This is a genomic window from Paenarthrobacter ureafaciens (assembly GCF_004028095.1).
In the GTDB taxonomy this organism is placed as follows: domain Bacteria; phylum Actinomycetota; class Actinomycetes; order Actinomycetales; family Micrococcaceae; genus Arthrobacter; species Arthrobacter ureafaciens.
Genome location: NZ_SBHM01000007.1, coordinates 1670147 through 1685203, shown reverse-complemented (window position 1 = coordinate 1685203; position 15057 = coordinate 1670147). Strand labels below are relative to the sequence as shown.

The window sequence follows — 15057 nt, the reverse complement described above, 5'->3', positions numbered from 1 at the left end:
CTCTTTGACAGTGCCCTATCTTGGTTCGCGCTGTGATCCACAACACGAAATGCTCCACTGAGTATTGCTGCACATTCGGCGCGCCTCAATGACCAAAGAGGCACTTGCTATGTGCAAAATTGCAGACATGAACCCAAATCCGGATGATCTGCTCATCCTCCTGGCCGTCTCGCGTTCGGGAAAGTTCACGACGGCGGCACAGGCCTTGGGACTGAACCACACCACCGTCTCGCGCAGGATAGCGGCGCTGGAAAAGGCGCTCGGCGGCCGTGTCCTTGCCCGGGCTGCCGGCGGATGGGAGGTCACGGAACTCGGAGCCGAGGCCGTCCAGGTGGCCGAGCGGATCGAATCCGCCGTCAGTGCGCTGGGACCCGACGACCGCGCACCCGACCCCATTGCCGGCGTCGTACGCATGACCGCAACCGACGGCTTCAGCGCCTATATCGCGGCACCTGCAGTGGCGCGGCTGCGCGAGGAGCACCCCGGGTTGAGGGTGGAGATCGTTACGGTGACCCGGCGGGCACTGCAGCAGCGATCCGGCCTGGACATCGAAGTGGTGGTGGGAACGCCGCAGGTGCACCGGGCGGAAGCGACCAGGCTCGGCGATTACCGCTTGGGGATGTACGCGTCACAGGCGTACCTGGCCAGCCATGGAACACCGGCCAGCGTCGAAGAGCTGACCCAGCACCAGCTGGTGTACTTCGTGGACTCAATGCTGCAAGTGGATGACCTCGACGCTCCCCGAAGACTGGTCCCGGCAATGCGTGACGGCCTGAGTTCCACCAACGTGTTCGTCCACGTGGAAGCCACAAGGGCGGGGGCAGGGATCGGCTTCCTGCCGTGCTTCATGGCCGACCGCCACGCCGACCTGGTCCGGCTGCTGCCCGAAGACTTTGCCGAGCTGCTCCCCTACTGGATGGTCCTGCGGCCGGACTCCATGCGCCGCCCCGCGGTAGCCGCCGTCGTACATGCCCTCAAGGCCGAGACAGCGAACCGGCGCGAAGAGCTGCTGGGCCGCCCTACCGGCCGCCGAGATGACAGTTAATGGCAATAATTCGAGGAAACATTGCCATTATTTGCCATCTCGCGGGGAGTCAGGGGGTGGGCTCGGGCTCGGGGGTGGGGTCGCGCCGAACGGGGGTCCCGGCCGCGAAGGCGCGGACTTGGGCATCATTCCAAATGTGCGCGGGGACTGCTCCGCCCAGGAGCCTGCGGGCCAGTGTGGGATCGTCGCCGAAAGGGACGTGGCTGCCTGCCATGATCATGTTCCCGTAGCGCCGGCCCTTGAGCATGGGCGGGTCGGCGATGATCAGCGTGTGCTCGAAGGTATCCGCAATCGTGGCTGCGTCGGCCCGGGCGTTCTTGAGGTCCGGCGCATCTCCGGAATTCACCACATACAGCCCGTCAGAGGCCAGCACCGCGTCAGCGTGGGCGTTGAATTCCCGCGTGGTGAGGGCCCGGGGCGTGAAGGCCCCGGCGAACACATCGCGGATGATGAGGTCCCGCGTGTCAGGGGTGAGCGATTCCGTTACCTGCCGGGCCTCGCCCACGCGGATCCGCAGGAGCGGCGCCTTGGGGAGATCGAACCAGCCCCGCACATACTCAGCCAGTTTTCCGTCGAGCTCCACCACCACTTGCCGGGCTTCAGGGTAGGCCGCGTTGAAGTAGCGCGCCATGGAGCACGCTCCGCCGCCCAGGTGCAGGGCACGCAACTTGGGCCTGGATTCACGGGGCCAGCGGGACTCCACCAGCGCCGCAATCCAGCGCATGTACTCGAAGTCCAGGAACAGGGGGTCAGCGAGGTCTATGTGCGAACTCAGCACCCCGTTGATTTTCAGGAGCCAGCCGTTTGAATTGTCAGGATCCGGCAGCAGTTCACAGTCCCCGGTATCGATGTAATAGACGCCGGCTACCGGGCCGTCAGGCCGGGTGCCCTCAGGCACTTCGATGACTGCCGCCGTCGAACGCCCGAAGCGGGCCGACTTCGGCTCCTTTCCGGATCTGCCGGATTTATTTCCCCTGGCCACTAGTTCCGCACCGCCTCAGTCATGCTTCAAGACTAGTAGCTGACATCGCCCGACAGCTGAACACTGCAACGATTGCTAAGGCTGCTTACCATTTAAGCGGGATCGGTCATAAGATCACTTCATGGAAGTGGAAGCGACGATGTGGGCAGAAGTGTTCTCCGTGGTCGTCGCGTGGTTGACGGTAGTGGGCTTGCTGATAGCCCGAGTGCCCAAACCGCCAAGCCTCCTGGAGGATGCGCCGGTCGACGTCGAACCGGGCGAAGAGTCCGCGCGCATTCCGCGCGCTGACGCATAAGCCCTCAAAGGATCCTTGCCATGGCAAAGCCGTCCCAGCCCTTGGTGCCCACTGTTTGGATGGCGGTAGCGTCAAGCCGGGGATCCTGACCGAGCTTCTCCAGTACCGCCACAATCCCCGGGGCGTTCACCACGTCGCGCTGGGGATCAAGGATGGCACCATCCCAGATGACGTTGTCGATCACAATTACTGTGCCCGGATGGCCCAGGCGAATGGCCCAATCGAGGTAGTTGGAATCGTTCTCCTTGTCCGCGTCAATGAACACGAAGTCGAACGACTCCTCGGAGACCAGCGTCGGAAGCGTATCCAGGGCCGGCCCCACCCGGATATCCACCTTGTGGCCCAGTCCCGCGGCGTCGAGGTTGGTCCGCGCAACGTCGGCATGCTTCTGAAGGTATTCGCACGTCACCAACCGCCCGTCGTCGGGAAGTCCCTGCGCCATCCACATGCTGCTGAAACCGGCCAGCGTACCGATCTCCAGAACCCGCCGCGCACCGGAAAGCTGCACCAGCATCTTGAGCAGCTTCCCGGCATTCGGCGCCACCTCGATGGCCGGCATGCCGGCTTCGGTTGCCGACTTCAGGGCGCGCTGATGAGCCGGGCCGGGATGTACGACGACGTCGGTCAGGTACCGCTCCACGTCTTCCCATCCGTGCTCGGTTACGTGTTCAATCATTGCCCCAGTCTGGCACCCGGGGCACAGGGACGGAAGGTGCTACTCCGCGTTGGAAATGGCCTGTTCCAAGCGCTCCACCTTGCCGGTCAGTTCACCCTCGTAGCCGGGGCGGATGTCAGCCTTGATGACCAGGGAGACCCGGCTGCCGAAGCGGCCCACTGCCTCCGTGGCGCGTTTGACCACGTCGAAGACCTCGTCCCACTCACCCTCGATGGTGGTGAACATGGAATCGGTGTGGTTGGGCAAGCCGGATTCACGGACGATCTTGACGGCGGCCGCGACGGCGTCGTGGACCGATGCGTCTGCCGAGGGCTCACCGGCGGGGGCGGATGCGGGCTGGCCCGAAGGCGCGACTGAGAATGCAAGCAACATAAAACCAGTGTTTCATGTGCCGGTTTGTCATATTAACGGCCTACTCCCGCGTAACCACTGGGGATCAGTGCCGCGTTGCTAGTCTGGGCAGCATGGAACAGCCCTCAGAACGCAAGCCCCTCAGGGCTGACGCGGCACGCAATGTGGACAAGATCATCACTGCGGCGCGTCAATGTTTCCGCGAACAAGGTCCCGACGTTCCCCTGCAGACCATTGCCGCCACCGCGGGGGTTGGTCCGGCCACGCTGTTCCGCAATTTCTCCGACAAGGAACAACTGGTGTTGTCCGCCCTTTCCAGGGAGCTGCGCCAGCACGTCGACCCCGTAGCCCAAGCCGGCTTGGACGGCATGGACGCCGCCGAAGGCCTCTTCAACCTGATTGATGCGCTGATGCGGGTTGCCAGCGACGAAGCGAACCTGCTCAGCGCTGTCGCCGGCCGCCGCGGGCTCCTGCTCGGCATTACGCAGGGGCTCATCGAAGCCATGGCCACCTTGCTGGAGCGCGGCCAGGGCCAGGGCTCCCTTCGCCGCGACATCACCATTGAGGACATGGTCCGGCTGGTGGCGATGCTCATCGGCGCCGTGGACACCATGGAACCCGGCTCCGAGGCATGGAAACGCCCCGTGGCTTTGGCGGAAGACGCCATCCGGACCGAACGCCTGCCGAGGCCGCTTCCGGAGCAATCGGACATTCCGGGCTTCTCGTTCAGCGGGCGGGGCTAACCGCACGATTCCGGCCCGGCCATCATCTCTACCCCCGGTCAACCCCAGCCGAGAAGCCGCAGCAGGGCAGCAGCCCCCGCACCGGAAATCACCACCACCAGGAACGGCGCGCGGAGCCAGAGGGCGACGGCGGCAGCCACCAGCGCGCCGATGCGGGCATCGAGTACCAGGCCTTGCCCGGAAGCCACCGCATTGACCACGGTGAGGGATGCCAGCAGGCCGATGGTCATAGTGCCGGCGATGTGCATGATTCGCGGGCTTTGCAACAGCTTGGCGGGAACGAAGTAGCCCACCAGCTTGGTCAGGTACGCCAGTCCGCAGGCGATGAGTATCCACACCCAGAGGTTCATTTTGTACCTCCTTCATAGTGGGCGCCATGCTCACCAACGCGGTGTCCGTGGTCCGCGGCGTACGGGTCGATGTCCGGCTCCAACCCTTCATCGAGCCGGGCATGGCTGAACCAGCCGATAACGCCCGCCACCACCGCTGCTACGAGGATGGGCACACCCGAAGGAACGAAGGGAACGGCCAGGATGGTAGCCAAGGCGCAGGCGGCGGCGATGGCCCACGGTTCCCGGCCTTTCAGCCGCGGCCACAGCAGGGCAAGGAAAGCAGCCACCGCGGCACCATCAAGGCCCCACTGCTTGGGGTCCCCCATGGCGTCACCGGCCAAGGCTCCTATGGCCGTGAAGATATTCCAAAGAATGATTATTCCGATTCCGGCAGTCCAGAACCCGCGGCGTTGTTCATCCGCATCCGACTGTCCTGACGCCGTCGCGGTCGATTCATCAATGGTGAGATGGGCCGCGGCGTAACGTTTCCACCCGCCCGGGCGCAGCATCGCATTCATTTGCATGCCATAGATTCCGTTACGCAGGCCGAGCAGCGCACTCGCTGTCATCGCTGCGACTCCCGAGCCGCCGCCGGCCACCACGCCAATGAAGGCAAACTGCGAACCGCCACTGAACAGCAACAGACTCAGTGCCATGGTTTGCCAGAAATCAAACCCCGAAGCCACGGACAAAGCCCCGAAGGATATGCCGTACAGCCCCGTGGCAATACTCAGCGAGACCGCGATCTTGAAGGCGGGTGAGTTCTTCAGCTTCACTTCCGCAGGCTCCAGGACCACACGATCAGCGGAACTTGCAGTGGCAGACGCAGAGTATGCACCCGTCGCTGCTTCTGCGTTCCGCGCGGACCGTAGGCCCGGCGCAGCGCGTCAATATGCCCTGCAAGGAATGCGAGCAACATGGCTGTGGTGGCGTCGGCGGCCACTTTGCGGGTGGCAGGGATCATGAGTCCGACGGCGGCTGCTGCTTCGAGCAGGCCGGAGGAAGCGATCCATTCCTCGCGGGACATAACAGCCAAGGGCCCACGTGGTCCCGCTGCGGGTTCATCCTCGCGGCAAAGGTAGTCGGGAACCACGGGAGCATAGAAGGCAGGGTCCCGGAAGTGCTTCATGGCACTGGCCAGCAGGAGACCGCTCATACCCATGGCCGAGAGCGTATGTATTGCCTTGGGTAACCTTCGATGCGACATGAGACCACTCAATCACAACGCTTGGCACGCCCGCCAAAAATTTCTCTGCTGCGGCTACGTGCTGGGGACGCTGAGCTGGGCAAGGACCCGGGCCGGGTTGTTGGTGGTGATCTCGTGGATGCCGAGCCCTTGGCACAGGGCTACGTCGTTTTCCGAATCCACGGTCCACACCCGGAAGATGCGACCGGCTTCCAACCAACGCTGGACGTTGAGCGCATGTTCGCGAACGTAGTCTATTCCCGGACCGGCTATGCCCACCTCGCCCTCATTCAGGACGCGTTCAGCTTCCTCTTGGGTGGCACGCATGACATTGGCCACGGCTCCTGCGGTGATCGGGCCCAATCCCAGCCCTTCACGGATCTCTTGAACCGTAAAGTTGTCCACCAGTTGGCACACATGCTCCGGCGGGACCGTTTCCAACAAGCGCTGTATGGAGTCCGTATCAAAGCTCATGAAGGAGATGTGGATGTTGTCCAGCCGGGAATCGTCCGCTGTCCAGCCTTCCCCGGCGAGAAGTTCCAGTACGCTGTCCTCAAGTTTGAGTTGGTAGGGACTGGGGTGTTTCAGTTCAATGGCCAGGCCGATTTCGCGTCCCGCTTCCCTGAGGATGTCCAGCAGTTCGGGCAACGTCAGGAATTGCTCGGCTATTCCACCGTAAGCATCCGGGATCCTTGCGCCTTTCCAAGAGGAGAAGTCAAGGGACCGGAGCTCTTCCAGCGTCCGCTCCGAGACGGGTCCGGTTCCTGTGGAGGTGCGGTCGAGGGTGGCGTCATGGAGAAGCACCACATGCTGGTCGCGGGTGAGGTGGACATCGCACTCAACCCCGTCGGCGCCGTCCGCGATCGCTTTCAAATACGCAGCCCTGGTGTGCTCGGCGTAAGTAGCGCTGGCCCCTCGATGTGCATAGACCTTGGGACGCGCAGGGGCGAAGGATTCGCTGCTCATGCAGACACCGTAACCTACAGTGCTGCACGCACCGGGCTAGTCTGGGCTAATGCAGGTGAACTCTGAACAAATCCCCGCCGAAGACGTCACCAACCAGCCACAGCCAACCCAAGCGCAAGGTGCCCGGCGAAGCAAGGCGCGCTCCGCCGTCGTCGGGCTTTCCGCCGGCGACCTGGAAAAGGCTGCCGCGCTGCGCCGGATGAAGCGGCTGGCGCTGTCCCTGCTGATCGTCATGGCCGTGATCTTCCTGTTCGCTTTTGCCCTGCAGAAGCAGTACCCGTGGCTTGAGTATGTGCGCGCAGCGGCCGAGGGCGGCATGGTGGGAGCACTGGCTGACTGGTTCGCGGTGACGGCCCTGTTCAGGTATCCGATGGGGCTGAAGATTCCGCACACGGCCATCATTCCCCGCCGCAAGGACCAGATCGGCGAATCCCTCAGCGACTTCGTGGAGAGCAACTTCCTCTCCCAGGAGGTTGTGCAGGACAAGTTGGTGAGCATCGACATCGCCCGCAAGGCCGGAACATGGCTTTCCGCCCCGGGCGGCGCGGAGCGCGTGGCCAAGGAAGGCGGCGCCATGATCCGTGGCGCCTTCACCGTCCTCAACGACGACGACGTCCAGGCCGTCATCGAGGGACTGGTACGCAAGCACCTGCTGACGCCGCCGTGGGGACCACCCGTCGGCCGGATGGCTGAACGGATCTTCGCGGACGGACACCACCACAAACTGGTGGACCTCCTGGTGGATCGTGCCGCCGACTGGGTGGACGCCAACCACAACACAGTGAACCGGTTGGTCTCGGACCGCTCTCCGGTCTGGGTGCCCACGTTCGTGGATGGGATGGTGGGAGACAAGGTCTATGTGGAGCTCTTGAAGTTCGTCCGCGCCGTTCAGAACGACCCCAACCACCAGGTCCGCCAGTCCATCGACTCCTACCTCACCGACCTGGCGCAGGACCTGCAGCATGATCCCGCCATGATCGAACGTGCCGAGGCCATCAAGGCACAGATCCTCGGCGACCCCGAGGTCCGCGAACTTGCCTCCCGCACCTGGGGAACGGTGAAGACCGCCTTGCTCACCGCCGTCGACGATCCGGACAGCGAACTCAGCCAGCGCTTCAAGGGAGCCGTCCGCGACTTCGGTTCGCGGCTGGTCAATGACGACGAACTGGCGGGCAAGGTGAACGCGTGGATCGGTGATGCCGCCGGATACCTGGTGAACACGTACCGCTCGGACATCGCCGGAGTCATCTCGGACACCGTGGCCCGTTGGGATGCCGAGGAAACCTCGCAGAAGATCGAGCTCCAGGTAGGCAAGGACCTTCAGTACATCCGGATCAACGGCACCGTGGTGGGAGCTTTGGCCGGTTTGCTGATCTTCACGGTGGCGCACCTGTTGTTCGGTTAGCGCCTGCGGTTCGGCCAGCAATTTTCTCAGAATCGGCCCCCGGTGAGAAAATCCGGGCGCCGCTTTCTCAGCCCAGCAGGTGCACCATCTGCCCCGGCCGCGCCTGGCCGAGGGCGTCGAGGTCCTCGTCACGCACCGTGGCTATGACCGGGGATGCGCTCGTGGCCGGGTGGTCGGCGAGGGCGATCACGGGAAAGCCCGACGGCGGCAGGAGGACCGAGCCTGTCACCAACTGTCGGGAGCGGGGCGGGCCGGGTTGATGGTCGCCGGGCGTGGCGCTGGAAAGTGGCCGGCCGGCCAGCCGTGCCCCAACCCGGTCCGACTCCGGCGAGAGTATCCACGGTTCCTTTGTCAGACGAAGCCAGGTTCCGGCGTCGTAATCCTGCGCATCCGGGCCGGGGGCAACCCTGGCAACTACGGGGCGTTCAGAGTCCAGGGCCCGCCGCGCGGGCAGTCCCACGGCGGGAAAACCTTGGCCGTGCGGCCGGCCGAAAGCCAACGTCCGCCCGGTACGGAGCACGTCGGGCTGCGGCACGATGCCGCCTTGGATCGCGAGGTAGTATCGGATTCCGAAGTGGGCCCTGCCGAACTCCACCACCGCGCCAGGAGCCACCCTGAGTGCCTTGTTTTGGGGCAGTTCCGAGCCGTTGAGCCTGACCATGCCCTCAGCACCCGAAACTGCGATGGCCGAGCCGGTAACGAACCGCAGGCGCAGGCCCCCCACAAGGATTTCAAGTCCCGGCGCCTCGGCGGCATTGCCCAGCAACGCGTTGGCCAGCTGCAACGAAGCCCGGTCCAGCGCCCGGTCCGGGGACACCACCAAACCCTGCGTACCGGCGTCCATCACAATTGCGCTCACTCGGGCCTCCTTTGAACCGGGAACCACAGTTTAGGCGAACGCTTGGATCTCCACACCTGCCCGTTCCAAGCCTTTGCGGACTGCCCCGGCCATCGCCAAGGCTTCGGGCGTATCGCCGTGAATCCACAGCGAATCAGCCTCGACCGCCACAACAGTGCCGTCGTGGGCGACGACTTCCCCGCGGGTGGCCAGCCGGACGGCCTGCGCCACTGCATCGTCGGAGTTTTGCAGGACGGCGCCCTCCTGCGAACGGGGCACCAAAGTTCCGTCCGGGTTGTAGGCGCGGTCAACGAACGCTTCGCGGAACACGGGGTGTCCGGCTTCTTCCGCCAGGGTCAGCCACGCCGAGCCCGGCAGCCCCAGGACCGGCAATCCGGGGTCGTAGGCATGAACGGCGGCAACCACGGCCTCGGCTTGCTCTGTGTCCCGGACCAGCCGGTCATAGAGGGCGCCGTGCGGCCTGACATAGTCAACGGAAGCGCCCACGGCATGGGCCACTCCGTCCAGGGCACCCAACTGGTAGAGCACGTCGCCGAACAGTTCGTCGAAGCTCATGTCCAGCGCACGACTGCCGAACCCGGCCAGGTCCGGGTAGCCAACATGCGCTCCGACCCGGACATCAAGGTCGAAGGCCGCGCGGCAACTGTCCAACATGGTGAGTGGATCTCCGGCGTGGAAGCCGCAGGCCACATTGGCGCTGCTGACGAGCCGGAGCATGGATGCATCATCACCCATCGACCAAGAACCGAATGACTGTCCGACGTCAGCGTTGAGGTCCACGGGCGCCTCCTTCCAGGACAGGAGCGTTTTCCAGGACAGGAGCGTTTTCCAGGGCAGGCGCTTCGGGTTTGGCGAGCAGCTCGCCCGGGATCGTGTCCGGCAAGGCACCGAAAGCGTCCTTGGCCGTTGCGACAACCGCCCGTCCCATCATGAGGTTGCCGGCACCGCCCACTACTGCGCCGACACCGAACGGAAGGGCCCTGCCCAGGAAGGCAGTACCTTGCCGCTTGATGAGGTTCTTGAGGAACGCACGCTGGATGGCGTCCCTGATCACGCCGAAGCCGCTGCCGGGGATCTTCTTTGTCAGCGTGGTCCCCCACGCATTGGTCACGCCCTTGCTCCGGCCGAGGGACTGGCCGCTCAACGCGCCCAGCAGCGACGTGCCTTCTTCGCCCAGCATGATGGCCATGACCATGGTCCGGGCGCGTTCCGGATCGGTCAGCCGGATACCGTGCAGTTCAGCCAGCGAGGACGCGTACAGCGCCGTGGTTTCCAGGAATCCAACGGTCGCGAGCGCCGAAAGACCCAGCGACGCCGCGGTTCCCAGGCCCGGTACGACGGCGATGGCACCTACCCCTGCTCCCCCGCCGGAGACGGCGGTCAGGTAGTCGCGCTCCAGTTTCGCGGCAAGCTGCACTGGTGTGGCGTTCGGGTGCCGGCGCTGCATCCGCCGCAGGTTGGCCAGGACCAGGGGCCGTTGCACTTCGACGGCTTTTAGCAGCACGTTATGCACGCCGGGCTTGGTGTTGCCTTCGGCGTCGAACACCGCATTATGGGCAGTTTTCTGGGCGATTCGCACCGCCGGATTGGATCGCTTTGGCATCTTCACAGCCTAAGCCACCCACCACCCCGGGCGTATACTAAGGACACTTATAAATTTCTTGTGCCTGATTTGGTCCGATCGAAGGAGCCCCCCGTGAACCCGACCGATACGCCCGAAGAACAGCAGCCCCGCCACCACACCGACGCACCGGCCGAAGGACAGCCCGAAGGCTGGCAGCCCGAGGACGAAGGCGCACACACCCAGGACCCCGCTGAAGGCGGCGAGGCAGGAGACGACGGCGAGACCCCGCCGTCGGACGCTTAGCCCAGCTGCCGCACAACCAGGGGTAGCGCGCTAGCGGGTCCCGCCGCTTGGCGCGGGCCCGGTGGTGCCGCGAACCACCAGGTGAGGGATCCGGACAAGGTGGGCGGCCGGCGTCGTACTTTCCAAGCGCTGGATGGCACGGTCGACGGCGGCACTCGCCAGGAGCGGCGCGTCCTGGCTGATCGAGGACAACCGGATGTAGCTCAAACGGGCGAACTGGCTGTCGTCATAGCCCAGCACGGAAACATCCTGCGGAACGCGGAGTCCGGATGCGCGGAGGCTTTCCAGGATCCCCAGTGCGCAGCGGTCATTGAACGCGAGCACGGCGGTGGGCAGATTGTCCTGCAGTTCGCGTCCGGCCCGTATTCCGTCCTCTTCGGTGGGACCGCCCGGAATCACCCTTGGTTCCAGGCCCAGCCCGGCCATTTCGGCAAGGTAGGCCTCCCGGCGCTGCGGACCGCTCACCATGCTGCCGCCGTCGACGTGGGCGATTCGCGTGTGGCCCAGCGAGGTGAGGTGCCCCAGGGCGATGCGGATTCCCTCGCGGTCGTCACTGCTGACTGAGTCGAGGGACTCCCCTACGTCGTCACGGAGGAGGCTGACCACGGGAAGCCGCGCGGCAAACCCGGCAAGTTCCTGTTCATCCAGGGTGGGCGAGATCATGATCAAGGCTTCGCAGCCCAAGTCCACAAGCGCCTCAACAGCGTGATTTTCCGTCCGGTCCCGGGTAACGGCACTCAGGGCAAGCTCGTAGCCACGCTGACCCGCCGCCGCGTACGCCGCGTCCACGATTTCGGCGTGGAAGGCGTGCGAGGTTGAAAACGTCACCCCCAGGAGCCTGGTACGGCTGCTCCGCAGGAGGCGGGCGCGGCTATCCGGGCGGTAGCCCAGCAGCCGGGCTGCTTCCTGGACTTTGCGCCGCGTGGCTTCGGATGCACCGGGGGCGTCCCGCATGACGATGGATACGAGGGCGCGGGAGACACCCGCCGCTTCCGCGACGTCCATCAACGTTGGCCGCTTGCCGGTCATGGCCCTCCTCTGCTCGGAGAGCCAGTCTATAGAACGATCTAAGACTCAACCCGCAGGTCTGCGTTCAAGGATAGACGTGCGGCCGGCCGCGACTCAGACGACCGACCGCACTAGCCCGGTTATACGCAGTGACGGCGCCCCGGGCGGGCCCCAGAACCCGCCACATCCCTCACTGCTAACTCAGCGTTGATCACGCGGCATGGGCCGAAAAGGGCGACGGCGCAGCACGCGGTTCAACGACTAGGGCACTGGTTATGTGTGCACCTTCGCGGGATCGTGACGCTGGGTTCTGAGCAATATTTTGGCGCTGCCTCCGGACGGCACTTGAGGGGCAGGATTCTGTGTTCCTGGCCGGGACCAGAGGGAGGGAGCGCCGGGCGGGTCTCAGGGCAAAACGAAGGCAAGGCGACCAGGGGTCGCCTTGCCTTCGTTTTGTGCCGATGATGGACCTGCACCCGACCGTCGGGTTTCCTGTTGCGTGGGAACGCAGGTCCCCTTGGCACCTGCCGGACGGAGGTCCGGCGGGCTGTGGCTGCTACATGATTCCCGTGGGAACCAGCAGCGCCCAAGCGAGGGCCGGAGCGGCGAGGACAACTCCGCCGGCGTACATCATCAGCTGGCGGTAGACGCGCTGGCGGTCTGCTTCCCGGGCGTTCGCCACCACCAGGGCTCCGTCAGTGGAGAAGGGCGATACATCCACAACGGTTGCAGCGATGGCAAGGGCCGCCACCGTACCCGACGCACTGAGGGAACTGGTAGCCAGCAGCGGGCCCGCCATGGGGATAAATGCGGTCAACAGGGCGGTGGACGATGCGAACGCCGAGCCGACGCCAATGACGTAGCAAAGAACCAGGGCAATCAGCAGGGGCGCTCCAAGAGCCAGGGCCATCTCGGCCAGCGTATCGATCACGCCGACGTGCTGGAGCAAGGAGACGTAGGTGATCATGCCGGCGACCAGCAGGACGGTGGACCACGAGACGCCACCGATGAAGGTCTGGTGTTCCTTGATGTTGACGAACGCCAGCAGCAGGCCTGCGGACAGGGCCACGAACCCGATCGGCATGTGGAAGCCCAAGGTGCAAACGAGGATGGCGACGATCAGGGCCAGCGTGAAGAACTGCTGCCCCGTGGGCCGTCCGATGCGCGGAGTGTCCAGGGCGGTGTATTCGTTGGAATGCTTGTCCCGGAGCTTGCCGAGGAGCGCAAACAGCACGATCGTCAGCGCGGACAGGATGAAGTTAAGGGCGAAGCTGGCCAGGAAGAGCGCACCCTGGTCGATGGGGAAACCGTTCTTGTTGGCGATGTCGTGGACCAGCACGCCGGCCACGGATAGCGGCGAGAAACCGCCGGCGTGGGCACCATTGATGACGAAGGCCCCCATCAGGACGGGGTGGAGGCGGGACTCGTAGGCGAGGCCGAGGGCAGCCGGGGCCAGGAGTGCTACTGCTGCAGGAGAGAAGGTTCCCAGCGCCGTCAGGGCAGCGGCCATCAGGAAGAACACCCACGGAAGCATCATGGTCTTGCCGCGGACAAGACGGACACAGCTCTGCACAATGATGTCGATGGACCCGTTGCGTTGCGCCATGCTGAAGAAGTAGGTGACACCAATGATGGTCAGGACGATGCTGGCGGGAAATTCCTCCAGGATCTGCTTGTCCGTCATGCCAAGGACGAAGTAGCCCACGCCGAACGAGGCAACCAGGCCCATGACGCCGATGTTGAGCGGCCACTTGGTGGCAACGACGAACATCACGACGAGGATGACCAAGGGAATGATCTGGGTGATGGTCATGGTCGGCTCCGTATCCGAGGCGGCCGAAGAGGTGCCCGGGACACCCCCGAACAGGAGGGCGGCCATGCCCAGAAGGGCGATGACGGCTGCCGTCACCAGAAGAATACGACGACGACGCTTGGGTGGCGCAGTTTGGTCCTGCGACGCGGGGGTTGGGGTGGTCTTTTCTGCAATCTTTGTGGTCATGATGGCTCTCTCTTCATTGAGCAGCGGCCTCGTCATCGAGTAGCGCCGGCAAGGGAAGCCCCTGCCTCGGGTGCCTTGATATCGAGGGTTTCGGGGAGATGGATGGTGGTGGAGGCAATGGTGCGGGCCGTCCGGTCCACGCCGACGAGCAGGGAACCGTCCCGTTCCTCGCTCCATGTTTCGATGACGCCCGCCGGAGTGCGCAACCGGAGCGTCGGCGATGCGAAACCTCCCAGGAACCGATGCATTACCGTGCCTGGCGTCCTGGCTGCGAGCGTGAGCGCAATGCTTCCTGTAATCGCCAGCGCGGGGTGGGGCTTACCCATGGACAGCATCATGATGCCGGCGTCACTCCCTTGATCGGTGGACGGCGGAGGAGCGACGATGGCGACCTTCGGAATGGCCCTGGCCGCCGCGCCGGCCGTTGCGGCCAGGCCCATGCGCACGGCTGCCTGGCGACGGATCCGTTCCAAGGTTTGCAGCAGCAGCTCGACGCCGCCGAACCAGGATTCGTACGCCTCCGGATCCAGGCCAAGGTCTTCGGCCCTGATGATCACCACCGGAGCGCCGGCATCCACCATCGAGACGTTCCACGTGGTGCCGCCCACCGTCAGGGCATCAATCGCCGCGCCGGACGGGAGGAGGCGGCCGGTGGTCTTGCCTGCGGGATCCAGGAATCCAAGCCCCACCTGGTGTCCGGGGAACGGCACTCCGGGCATTTCCGCCAGGGGCTCGGCAGGAAGGCCGGCATCCGGGGTGGCTATCCGTTGGATGATGATCTGCCCGGTGTTCGTATTGCGGGTGACGATTCGGGTGACGTCACCGCGTGGAACCACCCAGCCTTTCTCGATCGCGTACAGGCCAACCACGGCCGAGCAGTTGCCGCAGTTGCTGCCCCAGTCCACCGCCGCTTCCTCGATGCCTACCTGGGCAAAAGTGAACTCGACATCTACATCGCCGGCCTGCGGCCTGTGCAGGATCATCGCCTTGCTGGTTGTGGAGGTAGCTCCGCCCACGCCATCAATCTGGCGGTGGTCCGGACTGCCGAAGAGGCGCGGAAGCAAGACATCCGGGCTTGCTTGGGTCTTCTCCAGCTGTGCTGATTCAAACACCCAGCACTTACTGGTGCCGCCGCGCATCCATTCTGCTTGGATCTTCATGGTCTATTCCTTGCTTCTCGACGCCCCGGGTGTTGAGGGGATATTTCGAGAATGAGCCAGATCACAAATGAAGACAATGTTGGACTTCTTGATGGGGATGTAGCAGTGCTTCATTCACTGGCAGCAAAGCACAGAACGCCGGCATGGAACCCCCCTCTTTCGTCAGAATCGGTACTGAAGTGC

18 protein-coding genes are annotated in these 15057 nt (G+C 64.4%); 5 read left to right on the top strand and 13 right to left on the bottom strand.

The window, feature by feature from the left end; all coding sequences use genetic code 11:
• The first annotated feature begins 127 nt into the window (after nucleotides 1–127).
• The gene (locus tag AUR_RS12220) at nucleotides 128–1045 is read left to right on the top strand and encodes a LysR family transcriptional regulator (protein ID WP_128397163.1); all 918 of its coding nucleotides are present in this window, start codon (nucleotides 128–130) and stop codon (nucleotides 1043–1045) included.
• 49 nt (nucleotides 1046–1094) lie between these two features.
• Here AUR_RS12220 and AUR_RS12215 read toward each other — a convergent pair whose 3' ends face one another.
• Entirely contained in the window at nucleotides 1095–1943 is an 849-nt protein-coding gene (locus AUR_RS12215; RefSeq protein WP_062098955.1) for a spermidine synthase, read from the bottom strand.
• Nucleotides 1944–2148: 205 nt separating this feature from the next.
• Between AUR_RS12215 and AUR_RS20315 the strand changes: the two genes are divergently transcribed.
• Nucleotides 2149–2322: a hypothetical protein gene (locus AUR_RS20315; protein ID WP_164888680.1), complete on the top strand. Its 174-nt coding sequence runs from the start codon at nucleotides 2149–2151 to the stop codon at nucleotides 2320–2322.
• Between the two features lie 4 nt (nucleotides 2323–2326).
• On the opposite strand, the gene AUR_RS12210 is transcribed toward AUR_RS20315, so the two are convergent.
• Entirely contained in the window at nucleotides 2327–2998 is a 672-nt protein-coding gene (locus AUR_RS12210; RefSeq protein ID WP_062094793.1) for an O-methyltransferase, read from the bottom strand.
• 39 nt (nucleotides 2999–3037) lie between these two features.
• A complete protein-coding gene (locus AUR_RS12205; RefSeq protein WP_062094791.1) occupies nucleotides 3038–3370 on the bottom strand; it encodes a thiamine-binding protein in 333 nt (110 codons plus the stop codon).
• A gap of 92 nt (nucleotides 3371–3462) precedes the next feature.
• On the opposite strand from AUR_RS12205, the gene AUR_RS12200 reads away from it, so the two are divergent.
• Entirely contained in the window at nucleotides 3463–4092 is a 630-nt protein-coding gene (locus tag AUR_RS12200; RefSeq protein WP_021471157.1) for a TetR/AcrR family transcriptional regulator, read from the top strand.
• A gap of 38 nt (nucleotides 4093–4130) precedes the next feature.
• Here AUR_RS12200 and AUR_RS12195 read toward each other — a convergent pair whose 3' ends face one another.
• The 4 genes from AUR_RS12195 to AUR_RS12180 all read right to left on the bottom strand — a co-directional run bounded on the left by AUR_RS12195 (nucleotide 4131) and on the right by AUR_RS12180 (nucleotide 6576).
• Entirely contained in the window at nucleotides 4131–4442 is a 312-nt protein-coding gene (locus AUR_RS12195) for an AzlD domain-containing protein (RefSeq protein WP_021471158.1), read from the bottom strand.
• Nucleotides 4439–5200, bottom strand: coding sequence for an AzlC family ABC transporter permease (locus AUR_RS12190; protein WP_021471159.1), 762 nt, complete (start codon nucleotides 5198–5200; stop codon nucleotides 4439–4441). The genes AUR_RS12195 and AUR_RS12190 overlap by 4 nt, the downstream gene beginning before the upstream one ends.
• A complete protein-coding gene (locus AUR_RS12185; protein ID WP_021471160.1) occupies nucleotides 5197–5580 on the bottom strand; it encodes a DoxX family protein in 384 nt (127 codons plus the stop codon). The genes AUR_RS12190 and AUR_RS12185 overlap by 4 nt, the downstream gene beginning before the upstream one ends.
• A 105-nt stretch (nucleotides 5581–5685) precedes the next feature.
• Nucleotides 5686–6576, bottom strand: coding sequence for a glycerophosphodiester phosphodiesterase (locus AUR_RS12180; protein WP_062094789.1), 891 nt, complete (start codon nucleotides 6574–6576; stop codon nucleotides 5686–5688).
• Between the two features lie 49 nt (nucleotides 6577–6625).
• Here AUR_RS12180 and AUR_RS12175 point away from each other — a divergent pair, with 49 nt between their 5' ends.
• Entirely contained in the window at nucleotides 6626–7981 is a 1356-nt protein-coding gene (locus AUR_RS12175; RefSeq protein WP_062094788.1) for a DUF445 domain-containing protein, read from the top strand.
• 67 nt (nucleotides 7982–8048) lie between these two features.
• On the opposite strand, the gene AUR_RS12170 is transcribed toward AUR_RS12175, so the two are convergent.
• The 3 genes from AUR_RS12170 to AUR_RS12160 are packed head-to-tail and all read right to left on the bottom strand — an operon-like array spanning nucleotide 8049 to nucleotide 10443.
• Complete coding sequence (locus tag AUR_RS12170) at nucleotides 8049–8840, bottom strand: 5-oxoprolinase subunit C family protein (protein WP_021471163.1); 792 nt, start codon at nucleotides 8838–8840, stop codon at nucleotides 8049–8051.
• 30 nt (nucleotides 8841–8870) lie between these two features.
• A complete protein-coding gene (locus tag AUR_RS12165; protein WP_062094785.1) occupies nucleotides 8871–9620 on the bottom strand; it encodes a LamB/YcsF family protein in 750 nt (249 codons plus the stop codon).
• Entirely contained in the window at nucleotides 9604–10443 is an 840-nt protein-coding gene (locus AUR_RS12160) for a hypothetical protein (RefSeq protein ID WP_062094783.1), read from the bottom strand. Before AUR_RS12160 ends, AUR_RS12165 begins: the two co-directional genes overlap by 17 nt.
• A 93-nt stretch (nucleotides 10444–10536) precedes the next feature.
• On the opposite strand from AUR_RS12160, the gene AUR_RS20310 reads away from it, so the two are divergent.
• A complete protein-coding gene (locus AUR_RS20310; RefSeq protein ID WP_164888679.1) occupies nucleotides 10537–10707 on the top strand; it encodes a hypothetical protein in 171 nt (56 codons plus the stop codon).
• A 30-nt stretch (nucleotides 10708–10737) separates the two neighbouring features.
• On the opposite strand, the gene AUR_RS12155 is transcribed toward AUR_RS20310, so the two are convergent.
• The 3 genes from AUR_RS12155 to AUR_RS12145 form a co-directional block, all read right to left on the bottom strand.
• Nucleotides 10738–11736: a LacI family DNA-binding transcriptional regulator gene (locus tag AUR_RS12155; RefSeq protein ID WP_062094781.1), complete on the bottom strand. Its 999-nt coding sequence runs from the start codon at nucleotides 11734–11736 to the stop codon at nucleotides 10738–10740.
• Nucleotides 11737–12271: 535 nt separating this feature from the next.
• The gene (locus tag AUR_RS12150) at nucleotides 12272–13714 is read right to left on the bottom strand and encodes an SLC13 family permease (protein ID WP_062094779.1); all 1443 of its coding nucleotides are present in this window, start codon (nucleotides 13712–13714) and stop codon (nucleotides 12272–12274) included.
• Nucleotides 13715–13746: 32 nt separating this feature from the next.
• Nucleotides 13747–14874 (bottom strand): PrpF domain-containing protein, encoded by a 1128-nt coding sequence (locus tag AUR_RS12145; protein WP_062094777.1) that lies wholly within the window; start codon nucleotides 14872–14874, stop codon nucleotides 13747–13749.
• Nucleotides 14875–15057 lie beyond the last annotated feature (183 nt).